Annotated in this window: 16 protein-coding genes; 9 read left to right on the top strand and 7 right to left on the bottom strand. The window is 54.9% G+C overall.

Going from position 1 to position 17,441, the window contains the following annotated elements; translation table 11 throughout:
* The first annotated feature begins 251 nt into the window (after positions 1-251).
* The 4 genes from U5J94_RS09765 (at position 252) to U5J94_RS09775 (ending at position 3,131) form a co-directional block, all read left to right on the top strand.
* Positions 252-1,439 carry a fatty acid desaturase gene (locus tag U5J94_RS09765; RefSeq protein WP_322565453.1) on the top strand — a complete coding sequence of 396 codons (1,188 nt, stop codon included), beginning with the start codon at positions 252-254 and terminating at the stop codon, positions 1,437-1,439.
* A 192-nt stretch (positions 1,440-1,631) separates the two neighbouring features.
* Positions 1,632-2,285, top strand: coding sequence for a hypothetical protein (locus U5J94_RS09770; RefSeq protein WP_322565454.1), 654 nt, complete (start codon positions 1,632-1,634; stop codon positions 2,283-2,285).
* A gap of 119 nt (positions 2,286-2,404) precedes the next feature.
* Complete coding sequence (locus U5J94_RS15305; RefSeq protein ID WP_416224165.1) at positions 2,405-2,716, top strand: GIY-YIG nuclease family protein; 312 nt, start codon at positions 2,405-2,407, stop codon at positions 2,714-2,716.
* Positions 2,709-3,131 carry an HIT domain-containing protein gene (locus tag U5J94_RS09775; protein WP_322565455.1) on the top strand — a complete coding sequence of 141 codons (423 nt, stop codon included), beginning with the start codon at positions 2,709-2,711 and terminating at the stop codon, positions 3,129-3,131. The genes U5J94_RS15305 and U5J94_RS09775 overlap by 8 nt, the downstream gene beginning before the upstream one ends.
* A 20-nt stretch (positions 3,132-3,151) precedes the next feature.
* On the opposite strand, the gene U5J94_RS09780 is transcribed toward U5J94_RS09775, so the two are convergent.
* Positions 3,152-3,472 (bottom strand): DUF2288 domain-containing protein, encoded by a 321-nt coding sequence (locus U5J94_RS09780; RefSeq protein ID WP_322565456.1) that lies wholly within the window; start codon positions 3,470-3,472, stop codon positions 3,152-3,154.
* A gap of 138 nt (positions 3,473-3,610) precedes the next feature.
* A complete protein-coding gene (locus U5J94_RS09785; RefSeq protein WP_322565457.1) occupies positions 3,611-4,978 on the bottom strand; it encodes a glycoside hydrolase 100 family protein in 1,368 nt (455 codons plus the stop codon).
* Between the two features lie 175 nt (positions 4,979-5,153).
* Between U5J94_RS09785 and U5J94_RS09790 the strand changes: the two genes are divergently transcribed.
* A complete protein-coding gene (locus tag U5J94_RS09790) occupies positions 5,154-6,065 on the top strand; it encodes a carbohydrate kinase (protein ID WP_322565458.1) in 912 nt (303 codons plus the stop codon).
* Positions 6,062-8,227 carry an HAD-IIB family hydrolase gene (locus tag U5J94_RS09795; RefSeq protein ID WP_322565459.1) on the top strand — a complete coding sequence of 722 codons (2,166 nt, stop codon included), beginning with the start codon at positions 6,062-6,064 and terminating at the stop codon, positions 8,225-8,227. The genes U5J94_RS09790 and U5J94_RS09795 overlap by 4 nt, the downstream gene beginning before the upstream one ends.
* Before the next feature lie 92 nt (positions 8,228-8,319).
* On the opposite strand, the gene U5J94_RS09800 is transcribed toward U5J94_RS09795, so the two are convergent.
* Together U5J94_RS09800 and U5J94_RS09805 are read right to left on the bottom strand one after the other, a co-directional pair.
* Positions 8,320-9,171, bottom strand: coding sequence for an HAD-IIB family hydrolase (locus U5J94_RS09800; RefSeq protein WP_322565460.1), 852 nt, complete (start codon positions 9,169-9,171; stop codon positions 8,320-8,322).
* Positions 9,164-10,426 carry an amylo-alpha-1,6-glucosidase gene (locus tag U5J94_RS09805; protein ID WP_322565461.1) on the bottom strand — a complete coding sequence of 421 codons (1,263 nt, stop codon included), beginning with the start codon at positions 10,424-10,426 and terminating at the stop codon, positions 9,164-9,166. The genes U5J94_RS09800 and U5J94_RS09805 overlap by 8 nt, the downstream gene beginning before the upstream one ends.
* A gap of 90 nt (positions 10,427-10,516) precedes the next feature.
* On the opposite strand from U5J94_RS09805, the gene pgl reads away from it, so the two are divergent.
* Entirely contained in the window at positions 10,517-11,248 is a 732-nt protein-coding gene (gene pgl, locus U5J94_RS09810; protein ID WP_322565462.1) for a 6-phosphogluconolactonase, read from the top strand.
* Positions 11,245-12,216, top strand: a complete 972-nt coding sequence (glk, locus tag U5J94_RS09815) for a glucokinase (protein ID WP_322565463.1) — start codon at positions 11,245-11,247, stop codon at positions 12,214-12,216. Before pgl ends, glk begins: the two co-directional genes overlap by 4 nt.
* A gap of 335 nt (positions 12,217-12,551) precedes the next feature.
* On the opposite strand, the gene zwf is transcribed toward glk, so the two are convergent.
* The 3 genes from zwf to U5J94_RS09830 all read right to left on the bottom strand — a co-directional run bounded on the left by zwf (position 12,552) and on the right by U5J94_RS09830 (position 16,736).
* The gene (gene zwf, locus U5J94_RS09820; protein ID WP_322565464.1) at positions 12,552-14,036 is read right to left on the bottom strand and encodes a glucose-6-phosphate dehydrogenase; all 1,485 of its coding nucleotides are present in this window, start codon (positions 14,034-14,036) and stop codon (positions 12,552-12,554) included.
* Positions 14,033-14,941 (bottom strand): phosphogluconate dehydrogenase (NAD(+)-dependent, decarboxylating), encoded by a 909-nt coding sequence (gene gnd, locus U5J94_RS09825; protein ID WP_322565465.1) that lies wholly within the window; start codon positions 14,939-14,941, stop codon positions 14,033-14,035. Before gnd ends, zwf begins: the two co-directional genes overlap by 4 nt.
* Before the next feature lie 397 nt (positions 14,942-15,338).
* Positions 15,339-16,736 carry an MBL fold metallo-hydrolase gene (locus U5J94_RS09830; RefSeq protein WP_322565466.1) on the bottom strand — a complete coding sequence of 466 codons (1,398 nt, stop codon included), beginning with the start codon at positions 16,734-16,736 and terminating at the stop codon, positions 15,339-15,341.
* Positions 16,737-16,920: 184 nt separating this feature from the next.
* Here U5J94_RS09830 and U5J94_RS09835 point away from each other — a divergent pair, with 184 nt between their 5' ends.
* Positions 16,921-17,421: a hypothetical protein gene (locus U5J94_RS09835; protein WP_322565467.1), complete on the top strand. Its 501-nt coding sequence runs from the start codon at positions 16,921-16,923 to the stop codon at positions 17,419-17,421.
* Positions 17,422-17,441: the final 20 nt, after the last annotated feature.

Here is a 17,441-nt window from a genome sequence, read left to right on the forward strand (position 1 = left end):
TTGTTTTTGGTATGCAGGGCGCTATATTGTTAAAAGGTCAGGTTAAACGATATTTACAGTCCAGAGTTTGCAGTATTGAAGATATACTATTTAACCCGCTTTTCTGTACCCGCTTTTCATCTCTGATGCGTCTATGAATGGTTATCTGCCTGTTAATAAAGCCTTTTTCAAATCCCGTTTAGTACAGGATTACCGGGGTTTACTCCGTTGTCCGTCGCCTAACTCTTCGTGCCATCTGATGAGAGAATGTTATGACAAATTATCTTGAAGGCATCTGGCCACTACAGCCCTGGCAGTTGGTGGTATGGACGCTGATCGTTACCCACATCACCATCGCCAGTGTGACAATCTTCCTGCATCGCGCCCAGGCACATAACAGTGTGAAGCTGCATCCCCTGGTCAGCCACTTTTTCCGTTTCTGGTTATGGCTGACCACCGGGATGGTGACCCGTCAGTGGGTGGCAATTCACCGCAAGCATCATGCCAAATGTGAAACAGAGGAAGATCCTCACAGTCCGCAGACCAGGGGTATTCGTAAGGTGTTGCTGGAGGGCAGTGAGCTGTATCGCGCCGAGTCGATCAATCAGCAAACCCTGCAACAGTATGGCAAGGGCACCCCGGATGACTGGCTGGAACGCCATGTTTACACCCGCCATCCGTTTGCCGGCATCATGCTGTTACTGTTGATCAATATCATGCTATTCGGACCGCTCGGCCTCACCATCTTTGCCGTGCAAATGCTCTGGATTCCGATCTGGGCTGCTGGCGTAATTAACGGGATCGGCCATTTCTGGGGTTATCGCAATTTCGAAACCGTTGATGCCTCGCGTAACATCGTCCCATGGGGTGTGTTGATTGGCGGGGAGGAGTTGCACAATAATCATCATGCCTATGCCGCCTCGGCCAGGTTGTCGAATAAATGGTGGGAACTGGATATCGGCTGGGTCTATATTCGCTTGTTAAGCGCTTTCGGACTCGCCCGGGTGCGCAGTGTGGCGCCGCGCGCCGAAAGCCGGGCGGACCAGCACGGTCTGGACATGGAGACGGTTCGCGCGATCGTGCGCAACCGCTTTCATATTCTCAAGCTCTACGGCCACCAGGTTGTCAAACCGGTATTGCGGGCCGAACGCGGCAGCCTGGATCATCAATCCTATCGCAAGCTGTATCGGCGTCTGCGTCGCTGGATGACCCGTGAGGATGTGCAGCTGGATGCCTATGATAACCAGGTGTTGGCCACGGCGTTGGAACAAAACCAGACCCTGGAGACGGTCTATCGCTTCAAGCAGCGGCTCAAGGAGCTCTGGATCCGCTCGGCGGAGACTCCCGCGCTGCGCCTGCACTGGCTGCAGCAATGGTGTGCCGAGGCCGAACGGACCGGCATCGCGGTGCTGGCTGAATTCTCAGGTTATTTGAAGGGGTATCGCGTTTACAGTGTGTAAGCTATCGCGCGCAAAACTGCCGATGTAATCACTCTTTTTTTCTGGAATTATTTTGATCTCCTGCCATACTTGATAATTGATACCGTGAGCGGCCGCCGCGGACGCTGACCCGAGATCAATGCACTGATTTTGACAGTGGGGTGAGGGTTACCAGGGTCAAGGTATTGCGAAACCTTCGAGTGAGAGGATCTTATGGCGCATCAGATTACGATGAAGTTTGCGCAGACCGACCTGTCAGGCCAACAACGGAAGATTCAACTGCTGGACGATCGCGCGCTGCGGATCCGCGAAAAACGCAATAAACGACAGTGCGAATATAGTATTGACCTGTTGGCGCTGGCTCCAGGCAGCCAGCGCCAACTTGCTTTGTCCCGGCCCTGGTTGATGGGGAGTGGACTGACCCTGTTAGGCGTGCTTTTTCTGTTCTGGTGGTTCCCGCGCTATCTGCCCGACACTGCCGACGGCTATTTACTCCTGACCCTGGTGGGGGGTAGTTTGTTGATAATGGGACAACTCTATCTGTTCTGGAAATACAGTAGCCGGCAACAGGTTTTCGTGTCCCGACATGCCAACATACCTCTGTTAAAGCTTCAGGTGAATCAACCTTCGCGCAACGAATTTGAACAATTTGTCCAGCACCTGGAACAGCGTATCACCAGACTGGCCAATGACTTCGAACTGTCCACGCAACAACAGTTATCCGGCGAACTGCGCATGTTAAGGCGTCTGAGCAAAAACCGGGTCATCGCTCAGGCTCAATACGCACAGGCCAAGGAGAAACTCTTCGGCCGTTTTGAAGAGTCGTCCGCACCCAATGCCCACTTGCCTGAAATGGCGGATGCCTGACAGTCAGTTGAGCTGGCAGGGATATGTCTGGTTTGTGTGCGTGCCAGAGTCAGTAAGATAAGGCATAATCGATCTCGCGTCGAACCAATGTATTAGCGTATTAGCGAATCGTTTTATTCATGCAGCAAGATAACAATAATGATAGAGCGCATCGGTGGTGTGTCTATATCCTGCAGTGCAGTGACAACAGCTTGTATACCGGTATCACTGTCGAGCCGCAGCGGCGAGTGGAAGAGCACAATGGAGATGATAGGCTGGCGGCCCGGTATACTCGCGGACGACGGCCCGTTACCCTGGTGTATCAGGAGTATTGCGCCAGTCGCACAACGGCCGCAAGTCGTGAGGCCGCGATAAAAAAACTCAGCCGGACGCAGAAACTGGCCCTGATTGCGCAGTCCACATCCCCGACAGTGGATGTCGCTTATGACTGATATCGATCCGAAACTGGCAGACGATTGTCTGTTGCTGGGTAAATTTCCTCTCTCATATCTGCTGTTGATGCAGGATGCCAATTATCCGTGGTTCATTCTGGTGCCGGATCGGGTGAATATTCAGGAGATCTATCAATTATCCTCCGAAGATCAGCAGCAATTGCTGCATGAGTCATCTCTACTGGGCGAATCCCTGATGACGGGGTTTATGGGGGATAAGCTGAATATCGCGGCGCTGGGTAATGTTGTTCCGCAACTGCATCTGCATCACATTGTGCGTCATCGGTCGGATCCGGCCTGGCCGGCACCGGTGTGGGGCAAAGTTCCCGCCCGTCCCTATGATGCTGACTTGCTCGAGCAGGTGATCGGGGTACTTAAACAGGTATTGCGCGAGGACATTGAGTATCGGGTATAGACCGCCTGCGGGCGGCGTTCTCAGTGCCGTGTGATCGCCTGGACGATCACCCAGGGCGCCACGACCACACTCCAGAAATCCGGTTGCTGCTCACTCCAGTTCAGGGCGTGTTCGTCGTTGGCGCGGGCTAGTTGCTCGTGCTGAATCCACTGTTCGATGCGGGCCTTGTCGTCTTCGGCGAATGCGGCAGCGACCTCGATCAGATCCAGTTGCGAATCGGCAACCACCACCACGCCACGGGCGAAATAACGCTGCAGTTCGGACCAGGGTAACTGCCCGGTCTCCAGGTTCAGTTTCTGTCGCAGTTCAGTGGCATTGAGTTCAACCGGTTTATCTGACATCACAACGAGCTTGTTTTCCGAAAAAAACGGATTATACCGGATGTGACCGGCGCTGTCCCGAGGGAAGGAGTGGACAGCATCCTGGATGCTGTTTAGCAGACTCGCTCCCCGCCCGGGGGCAATTTGTCCGGAACCGGCTCAGTGCGGGAACAGATCCAGCATTTTCGGGTTTTCCAGCATCTTGTAGGAGATAATCAGGGAGGCGGCCGTCCACACCTGGTGTTTGTTGGAGCGTCGCCCGATCAGACGCCCGGAACGTCCGTCGTAATATTCCGGCCACTCATCCAGCGGTAGTTTATTCAGCGCAATCTGGAAGGCTCGTTCGGCCAGGTCACCACGCCCGGCCTTCAGCGTGGAGGCAACAAAGGGCCACAACAGGACCGGCCAGTTTCCGCCATTTTGGTAGGACCAGGGTACGTTTTTGGGATCACTGCCGGTACGCACCTGCCACTCCAGCCCCTCCATGGCGGGGTAGATGATTTTGAGGGGCATCGCGCCGACCAGATCCGGCCAACGCAATTCATACAGGCGGATGATCCGTTCGGACTGCTCCTCGGAGGCCAGACCAAACATAATGGCCAGCAGGTTGCCCAGGGAAAAATAGCGAAAATCGATACGACCAACACCGATATTGCCCACCAGATAGCCACAGTCATTCGGCATCCATTCGATGACCCAGTCGGGAATTGATTCGGGATAGACATTCAGTACATTGACACTGTCGTGCCCGAATTCTTCGGTGGTATAGCGATGGATCTCGTTCAGACGTTGCAGATCCAGCCAGTAAAACAGACGGACATAACTTTGCAGGGCATGTTCGCGAGCCATGGCCGTGTTGACAAGCGAGGAATCACTTTCCGGATCTTTTTCCTCAAGCAGGGAATGAATAATGCGCAGCACGCCAAAAAACAGCGACTGAATCTCGAGCGGGTGGCCGTAGATTCCCATGCGACGGTCGATCATGCTGCAGGCGTCGGGAACCAGCAGCGCGGGGCTGACTTCAAAAGAGTCCTTCAGGCACAGATGCAGGATCTGCCGCATGGCCTGCTGGAAATCCGGCCGCTTGGCCAGCGAGTCATCGCCGGTGCTGCGCGTGTAGATAAACAGCAGGATCAGCCACCACATCATGGAATCCACGGGGGCGACCCGTCCGATGGCCTTTTCACCGAAATCGGCCTGCAGGTGCTCATTGCCATCGAAATCGGTGGCGACGGTGAAACTGGCTGGCATGATGCCGGGCTGAATTTCGTGGCCCGCGACGGTGCGCTCGCTGGTCCGCAGTTCCAGCACCGCTTCGAGAAAATTCCTGACGATCTCGGGCTTGCCATCGGCCAGGAATACCAGCGCGGACGGGACAAAGTCGCGAATGAAGCACTCCTCGTAGTTGGCGGCGGCCAGGTGTGTATGTTTCAGCGCCGCCACCGTGCCGATCGGTTTGCCCTGGTAATGGACAATCGACTGATTGAGAATATCGTAAGCGCGTTCTATGATGTGTTCTATGGACATATATGGATGCTTGAATCGAGTGGTCAGGAATTGAATGATTTATGATTATAACGACGTGTTCGATTATCGCAAATACCTTACAATTATTGTGCCAGAAAAATGGAATGCAAAGGAAACGCTCCGTGTGCGCGTCGTATGCCGGTATTGATTGTCTGATTCGTGGTCGGAGCAGGCAATGACGAGGTTATCAGGCTCTCGGCGCCCTGTCATTTTTGGTGAAGTGCTGTTTGACCTGTTTTCGGACGGCACCGCTGTGCTCGGCGGGGCGCCGTTCAACGTCGCCTGGCACCTGCAAGGACTGGGGCTGTCGCCGCTGTTTATCAGTCGCGTGGGACAGGACAAGCTGGGTGACCGGATCCTGCAGGCGATGGATGAATGGACGATGGACACCTCGGCGGTTTTCCAGGACCCCGATCATCCCACCGGCCGCGTGCAGGTAAGTCTGCAGGACGGGCAGCCTTCCTTCGATATCGTACAGGACGTCGCCTACGACCATATCGAAGCGGCGATGGTCAGGCGCCTGTATGCTAATTCCGCTTATGCCATGCTATATCATGGCTCGCTCATATACCGAATGCCGACCTCGGCACAGAGTCTCTCCCTGTTGCGTCAGATGACGCCTTCGATTTTTGTCGATATCAATTTGCGTGCCCCCTGGTGGAGCAAAGAGAAAATAGATGAGCTCTTGCAGGGCATAAACTGGCTCAAGCTTAATGAGACGGAACTGCAAACCTTGACCGGCGGTTCCATTGATGAAAATCAACTTATTGAGCAGAGCGCACGTGCTATTCTTGAAAAATATAATCTGCAGGCACTGATTGTGACCCGTGGCGCAGAGGGTGCCATGCTGATGACCGCCGGGAAGAGCCTGAATGTCGCCCCCGTCGAGGTGAATCGCCTGGTTGATACGGTGGGGGCGGGTGACGGATTCAGTGCTATCTGGCTGGCGGGCCTGCTCCGGGGTTGGTCCTATGAGCTGACACTGCAACGGGCGGTCGAATTCTCGGCGGCAATTTGCCAGCTGCGCGGTGCTGTAAGCCAGGATAAAGAGTTTTATCACTATTATCACTATCACTGGATGTTATGAACCATCAAACGGATAATTCAGACCAGCTTTACATTGTGTTGATCAGCGTACATGGTCTGATCAGGGCCAAAAACCTTGAGCTTGGACGGGATGCCGATACCGGCGGACAAAGTTTGTATGTGGTTGAGCTGGCCAGGGCGCTGGCCGCTCGCGATGATGTTGCCCGGGTTGATCTGTTTACCCGGCTGGTAGAAGACCCAAAGGTTTCGTCTGATTACACCCGGCCACAAGAGAAATTATCGGACAAGGCCAATTTGATCCGTTTGCGTTGCGGCCCCCGGCGTTATCTTAGAAAGGAGGTTCTGTGGCCCCATCTGGATGAATTTATCGATCATGCCCTGCAACATATTCGTTCGATTGGTCAGGTGCCGGACTTTATTCATGGACACTATGCTGATGCCGGGCTGGTTGCCGCCCGGGTGGCCGGTCTGCTGGGATCGCCGATGATCTTTACCGGACACTCTCTGGGTCGCGAGAAGCATCGGCAGTTGTTGAGTAAGGGTATCAAGCCGGAAAAGATTGAATCCCAGTACAATCTCAGTCAACGGATTGAGGCCGAGGAAGTTGCCCTGGGCACGGCGGCGATGATTGTGGCCAGTACACATCAGGAGGTCGAGGAGCAGTACGCCAAGTACGACAATTATCATCCCTCACGGATGGAAGTGATCCCCCCAGGTGTGGATATCAGTCGTTATCGCCCGCCAAAAAAGAACGAAGAACGGCCGAAAATATTTCAACAACTCGAGCGTTTTCTGTTCAAGTCCGACAAACCCATGATACTGGCACTCTCTCGTGCTGATGAACGTAAGAACATTACAACACTGGTCAAGGCATACGGGGAGTCACCGGAACTGCAGAAAAAAGCCAATCTGGTGATTATCGCCGGCAACCGGGATGATATTACCCAGATGGAAAAAGGTCCAAGAGAGGTGCTCAAAGAGCTGCTGTTGCTGTTTGACAAGTATGATCTTTACGGCAAGGTTGCTTATCCCAAACATCACAGTTCCGACGATGTACCGGCACTCTATCGCTTGGCGGCACAGACATACGGAATATTTGTTAATCCGGCATTGACCGAGCCGTTTGGCTTGACCCTGATAGAAGCAGCGGCCAGTGGCCTGCCGATTGTAGCGACCAATGACGGCGGACCGAGCGAGATCATTACCAATTGCCAGAATGGCGTTTTGATCGATCCCCATGACAGCCAGGGGATTGCCGATGCGCTGCTCACGGTTCTCGCGGACCGCAAACAATGGCGTCACTGGTCAAAACAGGGCTATGAAGGATCCCATCGGCACTATAGCTGGGAAGGCCATACCAAAACCTATCTGGAGAAAATCAGCGGCTTTCGTGAGCACCATTATCGTGCGCCTTTTGTGCCAACAGGCAAAACGCGTCTGGTTTCACTGGATCGGATTGGGTTCACCGCCATCGACAATGCCCTGTTCGGCGACAAAAACGCACTCAAGCACCTGCTGGCCTACCTGAAAGAAAACGGCAAATATATCGGCTTGGGACTGGCTACCGGACGAACCCTGGACTCGACGCTGAATTTTCTCAAGCGTTATAACCTGCCGACGCCGGACATTCTGGTGACATCGGTCGGTACGGAAATTCATTACGCACATCAGAATGAACGTATTGTAGAAGACAATCTCTGGCGACGGAATCTGGATTATCGCTGGGAGCCGCGAGTCTTGCGCAAGGCCATGCGTAAATGTCCGGGCGTTAAACTGGCACCGGAAAGTGAACAACGCGAACACAAGATAAGCTACAAGATCGATCCCGAAAAGGCTCCGAGCGTGCGGGAAATAAAGCGCCACTTGCGACGCCACGATCTGCATGCCAAGGCGATTCTGTCGGAGAAAACCCATCTGGATTTATTGCCCATCCGTGCTTCCAAGGGATTGGCGATACGTTATCTTTCAATGAAATGGGGAATTCCGCTGGATCGGATCCTGGTGGTCGGAGATTCAGGTAATGATGAAGAGATGCTGCAGGGCAGCACCCTCGGCGTGGTTGTTGCCAACCACAGCCCGGAACTGGATAAGCTACGCGACAAGCCGCGGATCTATTTCAGCGAAAACAGTTATGCCGACGGGATTATTGAAGGGATCGAATACTACAACTTCCTGGACAAAATCCGCATACCTAATGATTGAAATATTTAACCACAGAGGATACAGAGAGCACGGAGGTTTCTGAATAAGATACTCTGTGACCTCTGTGGTGAATAAGCTCATTATCCGCTGGGCTAATTAGAACTTTCCGTCATCCATCCGAGAGTTTGCGGGATGTAATGCGCAAGACCTTCAAGGATGCCGGCGGCGTAATTGCCATTCATGCCCAGAAAACCGCCCTGGGCGATATACAGGCGATCGGCATACCCCTTTTCATCAGCCAGCTGGCGGGCCTGTTGTTTGATCGCATAACTTGCATTATGAACCAGCGTGGCCCGGATATCACTGCAGAGGACCTCCAGATCATTACCGCTGTCACCGGAGAAGACGGTGTTGGCCGAATCGAAACTGTGTTGTTGCATCAGGAAATGGATGGCCTGAAGCTTGTTGGCGCGTTGCGGGAGGATATCGAGCAGGCCGATCTGTTTGGTATCATCAATACTCCAGATAACATTATAGCGGATCGGGTGCTTGTTCAGGCGCTGATGGATATCCTCCAACAGCGCTGGAACCGTCACGCCGACAGGAGCATAATAACTGAGTTTAAAATCATTTTGTTTGCTTTCTTCCTGGGATGTCAGAATATCGATTCCCGCCAGCCACTGTGCAATGTCACCCCGCTGGTAGCTTCCCCAATCCCGGCTGATTACATTTCGCCAGCTCTCCAGAAGTTCCCAGTTACCGTTATGAACTGTGTATATCGAGGTGCCAACATCACCGATGGCATAATCAGGTAGCGGCAGTTTCCACTCGATTATGGCTTCCTCAAGCAGGACCTGGTCACGTCCGGAGACATACACCAGAAAGACATCGTCTCTTGCCACTATTTTGCGAAATAACGGTCGTGCATTGGCGGATTCCGGATAGTGGCCATTGGGGATCAGGGTGCGATCCAGATCAGTGCAGATTAGAACAGGTTCAGTCATGGTCGATACGAAACAGATTTTTGCCCTGTAGCATCTGGCTGCCGATAATCGCCGCGGCGGCACTCCAGCCTTGCAGATGAGTTCCCCCGGGAGTCAGTTTCTTGCCGTGAACAAATTCCGGGAAACACCATTCCTGTTCGTCACAGGCGAGTGCATTGGCCTGGTGAATTCCGTGCAGGTAGTCATTCGCCAGGTTTTGTTTGCCGCGTTTGACCAGATCGGCCACATAAAATCCGGTCAGCATCGGCCATAATCCACCATTATGGTATTCATAGGGTTTGTTCTTGAATGTGTAGGAGAAAGTTATCTGCAGCTCTTTCCAGTCCTTGTCTGGCGGGTGTATGACCGGATGAAATGCCGGGACCAGGGCCAGATCCTGCGGAGTAATCTCTTTGATGAAGTGGTCTACAGCTTCGGACTGGGTTGTGTCAGCGATATCAAATAATGAGGCCAGGATATTGGCAAAGGCGTCAAACCGGTAACCGTAGCCCGTGGGCGAGAAAAAGGGCATCCAGTAGAGCCCGGCACAGCCGGGTGCCGCCTCGCGGCCTTTTTGATACAGGATTTCATGATAGACATCATCGGGAATGCCGTCCCCGTCATGCAGCCAGTAGTTGGCCTGAATAAGGTGCTTGAGATGGGCAAGGCGCTCCTGCAAGGTGTGGTCGACGGTAGCTTGCAGATCCTGATGCACGGTTCGCAGTGTCCGCAGAGCCTGTAGATAGAGCAATTGATCATAGAGCACATAACCGGAATGCAGGTATTCATCGGCCCAGTCGCCGGCCTGCGGCACGTAAAGCAATCCGCGATTGTTGAATTCCCAGGCACCCAACAAGAAACGGACTTTCTCCAGTACCGGCACCATCTTTTCGATAAATTGCCTGTCCCCTGTGGCTTTCCAGTATTCCCCGCAACCGATTACAAACCACAAACTCGCGTCAACCCGGCCGGTGGTACCGCCATAGCTGATCCGTCGTGAGGCCGGATCCACATTGCTGGGAATCTCACCATGGGGTCCCTGGTTGCGGGCCAGGGTATCCAGTGTTTCGCGTGCTGATTCGACCAATTCCGGTTCGTCGGTCAACAGGGCCGCGAGGGACAGGATGACTCCGTCACGGGACCATATACGTCGGTAATTGTCGCTATCGTTGGGGCTGGCAAGAAAGCCGACCCGGGTTCGGCATTGATGCAGCAGTTCGCAGGCTTTTTGGTAACCCTGCGCCTGGTTTTTATTCTGGTTTTGCTGCCTTGACATTGTAGTGGGATCTCGCCAAGTTATAGCTATAGATTTGCATTACAGTTTATGTCGATTTGAGCAGCGAAGCAACGCACACAAGAGGGCGTTTTGAAATCACAGTACCACTATCAGATTTATCTCGAACCCGGGCAACTCGAACGCGCCGCAACACGGCGCTGGGTGGAACTGGCACGGGAGTCTATCCGTGCCCGCAACAGTTTTCATGTGGCGCTGGCCGGCGGCTCGACGCCGAAGCCGGTTTATCATTTGTTACAGCAAGAGGAGCTTGAGTGGGACAAGGTCCATCTTTACTGGGGTGACGAACGGGACGTTCCCGCAGATCATCCCGAGAGCAACTATTTGATGGTAAAAGAGGCATTGATCGATCATGTTCCCATTCCGGTCGATAATGTTCACCCGATCGGGGTCCAGGCGGATATTGAAAAATCTGTCGAGGAATACCGCCAGGTTCTGGGCAATGTACACCGCAGTCCCAACGGCTTACCCTGTTTTGATCTTGTCATGCTCGGTATGGGGGATGACGGCCATATTGCTTCGTTGTTTCCCGAAAGTTCAGCATTGACAGTCGCCGATACCGCGGTAGTCAGTGTCTATGTGGAGAAGCTCAACAGCTGGCGAGTGACTCTGACCTACCCGGTACTGAATGCCGCCCGGAATCTGATGCTGCTGGTGACCGGCGAGGCCAAGGCGCCGATTGTCGCACAGGTGTTGGGGGGGGACGGTGACGAGAATTACCCGGTCCAGAAGCTGGCACCACAAGGCCGGGCCGAGTGGTACCTGGATCAGGCGGCAGCGAGCCAGCTGTCCGAATCGACATGAAACAGATTATCGCCGGTGATATTGGCGGGACCCATTGTCGTTTGGCCCTGGCGCAAGTCGATGCCTGTAGCGTTACTCTCCGCCAGCAGATTGACTATCCCGCGCAGAATTTTCCGGACTTTGAAACGGCACTGGGACAATTTATTCAGGAGCATGCTGCTGGTGAGACCATTGAAGCAGCCTGTTTTGCCATCGCCGGTCCCATCCGCTCACAGCGGGCGACATTAACCAATCTGCCCTGGACACTGGACAGTCAGCAGTTACAACAGCGCTTTGGCATTTCGCAAGTGCATCTGATCAACGATTTTGCGGCCAACGGCTACAGTCTGACTGTGCTTGGTGAGAGGGATTATTACGAAATACAGGCAGGCGAGTCCCTTTCCGGCAACCGGGTAATCCTGGGGGCGGGGACCGGTCTGGGCATGGCATTGCTTGCGGATGTTCAGGGGAAAATTCAGGTCCGGGCGTCCGAGGGCGGGCATATGGATTTCGCGCCTGTCGACGAAGAGCAGGACGAGTTGCTGCATTTTATGCATCAGGAACTCGTGCGAGTCAGTTATGAGCATGTATTGTCCGGTCCCGGGTTGTTGCGGATCTATCGTTATGTTGCCAGCCGCCAGCAGGTCGATACCGGGATGGTCAGCAAGGCAACTGATCCGGCAGCAGCGATCAGCCGTCGTGCGCTAAGTGGTGAGGATCCGTTGGCCGCGCATGCCCTGGAACTGTTTTTTCGCCTTTACGGCAGTTGCGCCGCCAACCTGGCGCTGATCGGTCTGGCGACCGGCGGGGTATATCTGGCCGGTGGAATGGCCGCCCGCCTGGTTAAGCCGCTCGGCCAAAGCGGGTTTGTCGCCGCCTTTAACAACAAGCCACCCATGAGCGAATTATTACAAAACATGCCTGTTAAAGTGATTACCAATCCACACGCCGGCCTGCTCGGCGCCGCGTGGTATGCCGGAAACCGATAAACATTACTTTGTACTCTCATGTGTAGCGTTCTTTTTTCAGCAGACTGGTAACCAACGCGGAGAACGCAGAGGCGCGGAGTCGCAGAGTTTTGGTATTTTGATCAGCAGATTAGATGTTTTCCATGCGCTGCTAACGCGTTCCAAGTGGGAGCACGATGCATGATAAGTACTCTATGTATGATAGGGTTTCGTATAAGAGGGAATGGAGAAGATATAAAAAGGGGTATTTAAAAAATCATTTCTCCTCCGCGTCTCTGCGGCTCCGCGTCCTCTGCGTTATATTCCACCGTGCAGGAACAGTTCCCGAACTGTAGGTGAATGTGCACTGTGGGGATTTACTCTTCATCCAGCGAGTTGCGCCAGTAGTGGTCTTCGTGGTCGAACAGGCGGGTGTCTTCGGGCGGGCCCCAGCTGCCGGCGGGGTAGGTGTGAATGTATTCACTTTCGCTGTCCCAGGCCTTGACGATGGGATCGACGATCTCCCAGGCCAGTTGAATTTCATCGTAACGCAGGAACAGGGAGCGGTCGTTTTCAATTACATCCAGCAGCAGGGTTTCGTAGGCGTCCAGTGAGTAACCCTGGACGCCACAATAGCTGGCATCCAGTCGGGTTGTATGGGTCTGCAGTTCCAGGCCGGGTTCCTTAACCTGCAGCTCCATGCGCAGGCATTCCTGGGGCTGGATGCCGAGCAGGATCCAGTTGGGCTTGAGTTTTTCGATCTGGGTCTTGCGAAACAGCTGTTGGGGGGGGTGCTTGAAACGAATACTGATCATGGAACTGTTCTGGGCCAGTCGCTTGCCGGTACGCAGATAGAACGGCACACCCCGCCAGCGCCAGTTATCGATATAGAGCTTGAGTGAGGCATAGGTTTCAGTGGTGCTGTTGGATGGCACGCCATCTTCGTCCACATAACCGGGGACGCTCTGTTTGTCCAGCATGCCCTGGGTATACTGGGCACGATAGGCTTGGGCATTGATAGCCCGCCTGGGAATCGGGCGAATGGATTTGAGCACCTTGGCTTTTTCGTCACGCAGCGACTCGGCGTCCAGGTTGGCAGGCGGTTCCATGGCGACCAGGGTCAGCATCTGCAATAGATGGCTCTGGATCATGTCGCGCATGGCGCCGACCTGATCATAAAATGCCGCGCGCCCGGCAATCCCCAGTGTTTCCGAATGGGTGATCTGCACATGATCGATATAATTGCGGTTCCATAACGGCTCCAGCAGCAGATTGGCAAAACGGAATACCAGGACGTTCTGCACCATGCCCTTGCCGAGGTAATGATCGATGCGGAATATCTGTTTTTCGTGAAAGCACTTTTGCAGATTTTCATCCAGCACGGTGGCGCTTTGCACGTCATAGCCGAAGGGTTTTTCAATCACCAGCCGGCGCCAGCCCTGATCCTCGTTATTCAACCCGGCACCAGCGATCGCCTGGCTGACGCGCGAGTAATAGGAGGGCGGGATCGCCATGTAAAACACCAGATTGGTGGGGATTTGCGGACTGGATTCAAGATACGCCTTGAGATCCTGCAATGACTCGCGGCTGGTCATGTCGCCGCTGAATACATGCAGTCGCTCGATCAGCCGTTGCAGTACTTCGTTGTTGAGTCCGTCCCGGGCCCGCTCGCGCAGCAGTTCGGTGACCTCGGCATGCCATTGCGCTTCCGTTATCGCCTGCCGGGTAAAGCCGACGATACACATGTCGGCGGGCAGGCGATTGGCCTCCTCCAGATGATAAAGTGCGGGCAGTAATTTGGTGCGCGCCAGATTGCCGGTGGCGCCGAAGACGATAAAGGTACAGGGATCCAGATCGATCATTCTGATTTCACCGCATGACCGCCGAAGGCCTCACGCATCTTGGCGAGAATCCGGTTGGCATAGGCGGTGTCGTCCTGACTGGCAAAACGCATGTGCAGTGCCAACGCCAGCACCGGGGCGGCGGTCCCCTGATCGATGCTCTCCATGACGGTCCAGCGTCCTTCGCCGGAATCGGCGACATAGGGGGTGATGTTCGCCAGCTGCTGATCCTGTTGCAGGAAATCGGCACTCAGATCCAGCAGCCAGCTGCGCACTACCGAGCCGTGGCGCCACAGCTCGCTGATCTGGGCCAGATCCAGTTCGAACTCGCTTTTGCCCTGCAGCAAGGCAAAGCCCTCGGCATAGGCCTGCATCATGCCGTATTCGATCCCGTTGTGAATCATCTTGGTGAAATGGCCCGCGCCGGGCGGGCCGACATGGGCCCAGCCATTATCGGGGGAAGGCGCCAGCGTCTTGAGTACCGGCAGCAGGGGTTCCACGTGAGCCCGTTCGCCGCCGACCATCATGCAATAGCCTTCATCCAGGCCCCAGACCCCGCCGGAGGTCCCGGCATCGACAAAACCAATCTGGTGTTCGGCCAGCATGGCCGCGCGGCGCTGGCTGTCGTGGTAATTGGCATTGCCACCATCGACCACGATATCCCCCGGTTGCAACAGGCCGGGCAGGGCCTGAATAGTTTGCTCGGTGACCTCGCCGGCCGGCAGCATCAGCCAGACGATACGCGGTGCCGACAGCTGCGCGATGGCCGCTTCCAGGCTCTCGGCGGGGAGCAGGTTTTCCTCTTCCGCCAGCTGGTTGACGATATCGGGCGAGCGGTTATAACCGACCACCTCGATATCCTGACGCAACAGCCGCCGGGCCATATTGGCCCCCATCTTGCCCAGACCAATCAGTGCAATGCGCATGAGTATTCCCGTCCGTTTGAAAATGATGTTATTAACTTAGCACAGCCGGGCCGGCAATGAGAATCTTCCTGCAGCAGGCCACTTTTCAAACGCTCTGGAATAAAACGCGGAGTTCGCAGAGTCGCAGAGGCGCGGAGAAAATTTGTAAAAGTTGGCAGATATCAGATGGCAGTTGACAGCGGTAGGAGCGGCTGCGCCGCGATTTAAAAGACAGGGTAGGATACGCACCACGCACCATCCTTGCGGACAGTGGCAAGGGACGCATAATGAGGCATGCGGACAGGCATTGTTATCTCGGCGGATAGTGGAATCAAGCAAGCAATAAATTGTTCCTTTGCGTTCTCTGCGACTCTGCGAACTCTGCGTTATTTTTCGTGTGCGGGAAAAGGGATTAGATCTACAGCTCGATTTTTTCCTTGAAGGCGGGAAGGTGGGCATTCCAGTCGTATTGTTGCCGGAACTGTTCCTGCAGGATTTCGCGTTTATCCTGTTCGCCGTGCACCAGATAGAGCCTGGGCCGGGGATGGAAGTGGCCGGCCCATTCGAGCAGTTGTTGCTGGTCGGCGTGGGCGCTGAACCCGCCAAGGGTATGGATACGGGCTTTGACATTGACCTCGCGACCGAACAGCCTGAGCCGTTCTGTCCCGTCGACCAGGGCGCGGCCGGGGGTCCCGGCGGCCTGGAAGCCGACGATGATCAGGTGCGTATTGTTTTTCCAGAGGTTATTTTTCAGGTGATGGCTGATGCGTCCGCCGGTACACATGCCACTGCCGGCGATGATAATTGCGCCACCGTGGATCGTGTTGATCTGCATCGACTCCTCGACCGTTCGGGTACAGCGCAGATTGGGTAGCCATTCCTCCCAACGATGCCGGACAGTATCGACAAAGGCTTGCGCATCATCGTCGTTGAACAGGTGCAGATAGCGAAAATAGAGTTCGCTGGCGGCAATGGCCATCGGGCTGTCGAGAAAAATCTGTTGCTGGGGCAGTCGTCCCTGGCGATGAAACTTGCCCAGCCAGAACAGGATCTCCTGGGTGCGCCCGACGGCAAAAGCGGGGATCAGGACATTGCCGCCGGCGTCGGCCGCCGCCTGCAGGGCCTGGTGAAACTCTTCCACCGTCTCCTCGTAACTACGGTGGTTGCGATCCCCGTAAGTCGATTCAAGCAGCAGGGTATCGGCCTGCTGTAGATATTCGGGGTTCTGTAGCAACGGATGGTGGATGTTGCCCAGATCGCCGGAGAAGACCAGTCGCCGGGTGGTGCCGGCATCCTCGACACTGAGCTCCACAATCGCCGAGCCGAGGATATGGCCGGCATCATGATACCGGAGCTGGACATCCGGGGTAATCGGGGTGTGCTGCCGGTAGTCGAGGGTCTGGCGCAGCTGCAGGGTGGCCGCGACGTCCTGGTCGGTATACAGCGGCTCAAGCGGTGTCTTGCCCGCCTTGTGGCGCTGCTTGTTCTCCCACTCGGTGTCTTTCATCTGCAAAAAGGCGGCATCGTGGAGCATAATATCGATGAGATCGTGGGTTGCGCGGGTCATATAAACGGGACCCCGATAACCTTCCTTGACCAGACGGGGAAGTAAACCACTGTGATCCAGATGGGCATGGGAGAGCACCACTGCATCGATCGCATTCACGCTGAACTCAAAGGGCGCCTGATTGGCCTCGTCGGCCCCCCGGCCCTGATGCAGACCACACTCCAGCAGGATAGTAGTCTTCGCGCTGCGCAGCAGATAGGCCGAGCCGGTGACTTCGCCGGTGGCGCCGAGAAATTGTAAACTTGCCATAAAAACAGCCTATCATATTGATTGAAAAGATAAAAAAATAATAATCAGGCGCCCGCTGAGGCTATGCAAAGCGCTGCTGTCAACTATACTTGATTTTAATAGACAGGTTCCTTCTCCAATGCCCGGGTTCTCCGCCCGGCCAACCCTCAAATCCTGAGGAAGGAGGTGCGCGATGAGAAGGCGGATGTATTTCATTCTCCCCGACGTCAAGTCGGCCCAGACGGTCCATAATGAGTTGTTGTTGTCGAAAATCGAGGAACGGCACATTCACGTGCTGGCGCGCGAGGATGTAGATCTGGCCGATCTGCCCGAAGCATCCCTGTTGCAAAAGAGCGATCTGGTTCATGGTGCCCAGTTGGGCGCGATTATCGGCGCTTTTGCCGGGGTGCTGCTCGGCACGCTGGCGGTCATGCTGGGCTATATCGTCTCCGGCCTGGAGGTCTGGTCGGTCGGCTCGATCACCGTTGGTGGTGCGCTGATCGGTCTGTTTGCCTCCACCATGGTGGCTGTGAATATCCCCAACAGCCGATTGAGGGCATTTTCCAGCCAGCTTGAGCAGGGCCGCCTGCTGATGATGGTGGATGTGCCGGTGGAACAGGTGGAAACCATTTCGGCGCGGGTCAAGGAGCACCACCCCGAAGCCGAGATCCGCGACGTAGAACCGACCATCCCGGCTTTTCCCTGAAACGCTGTCTTGGGGCGCCC

This window comes from Thiohalophilus sp. (assembly GCF_034522235.1).
Classification (GTDB): domain Bacteria; phylum Pseudomonadota; class Gammaproteobacteria; order UBA6429; family Thiohalophilaceae; genus Thiohalophilus.

Coding starts and splice junctions, on each gene's coding strand:
- U5J94_RS09835 (WP_322565467.1), top strand. CDS start 16,921: ATGTATTTCATTCTCCCCGACGTCAAGTCGGCCCAGACGGTCCATAAT.
- U5J94_RS09830 (WP_322565466.1), bottom strand. CDS start 16,736: ATGGCAAGTTTACAATTTCTCGGCGCCACCGGCGAAGTCACCGGCTCG.
- U5J94_RS09775 (WP_322565455.1), top strand. CDS start 2,709: ATGACTGATATCGATCCGAAACTGGCAGACGATTGTCTGTTGCTGGGT.
- U5J94_RS15305 (WP_416224165.1), top strand. CDS start 2,405: ATGCAGCAAGATAACAATAATGATAGAGCGCATCGGTGGTGTGTCTAT.
- zwf (WP_322565464.1), bottom strand. CDS start 14,036: ATGATCGATCTGGATCCCTGTACCTTTATCGTCTTCGGCGCCACCGGC.
- U5J94_RS09800 (WP_322565460.1), bottom strand. CDS start 9,171: ATGACTGAACCTGTTCTAATCTGCACTGATCTGGATCGCACCCTGATC.
- glk (WP_322565463.1), top strand. CDS start 11,245: ATGAAACAGATTATCGCCGGTGATATTGGCGGGACCCATTGTCGTTTG.
- U5J94_RS09785 (WP_322565457.1), bottom strand. CDS start 4,978: ATGTCCATAGAACACATCATAGAACGCGCTTACGATATTCTCAATCAG.
- U5J94_RS09795 (WP_322565459.1), top strand. CDS start 6,062: ATGAACCATCAAACGGATAATTCAGACCAGCTTTACATTGTGTTGATC.
- U5J94_RS09770 (WP_322565454.1), top strand. CDS start 1,632: ATGGCGCATCAGATTACGATGAAGTTTGCGCAGACCGACCTGTCAGGC.
- U5J94_RS09790 (WP_322565458.1), top strand. CDS start 5,154: ATGACGAGGTTATCAGGCTCTCGGCGCCCTGTCATTTTTGGTGAAGTG.
- U5J94_RS09805 (WP_322565461.1), bottom strand. CDS start 10,426: ATGTCAAGGCAGCAAAACCAGAATAAAAACCAGGCGCAGGGTTACCAA.
- U5J94_RS09765 (WP_322565453.1), top strand. CDS start 252: ATGACAAATTATCTTGAAGGCATCTGGCCACTACAGCCCTGGCAGTTG.
- U5J94_RS09780 (WP_322565456.1), bottom strand. CDS start 3,472: ATGTCAGATAAACCGGTTGAACTCAATGCCACTGAACTGCGACAGAAA.
- gnd (WP_322565465.1), bottom strand. CDS start 14,941: ATGCGCATTGCACTGATTGGTCTGGGCAAGATGGGGGCCAATATGGCC.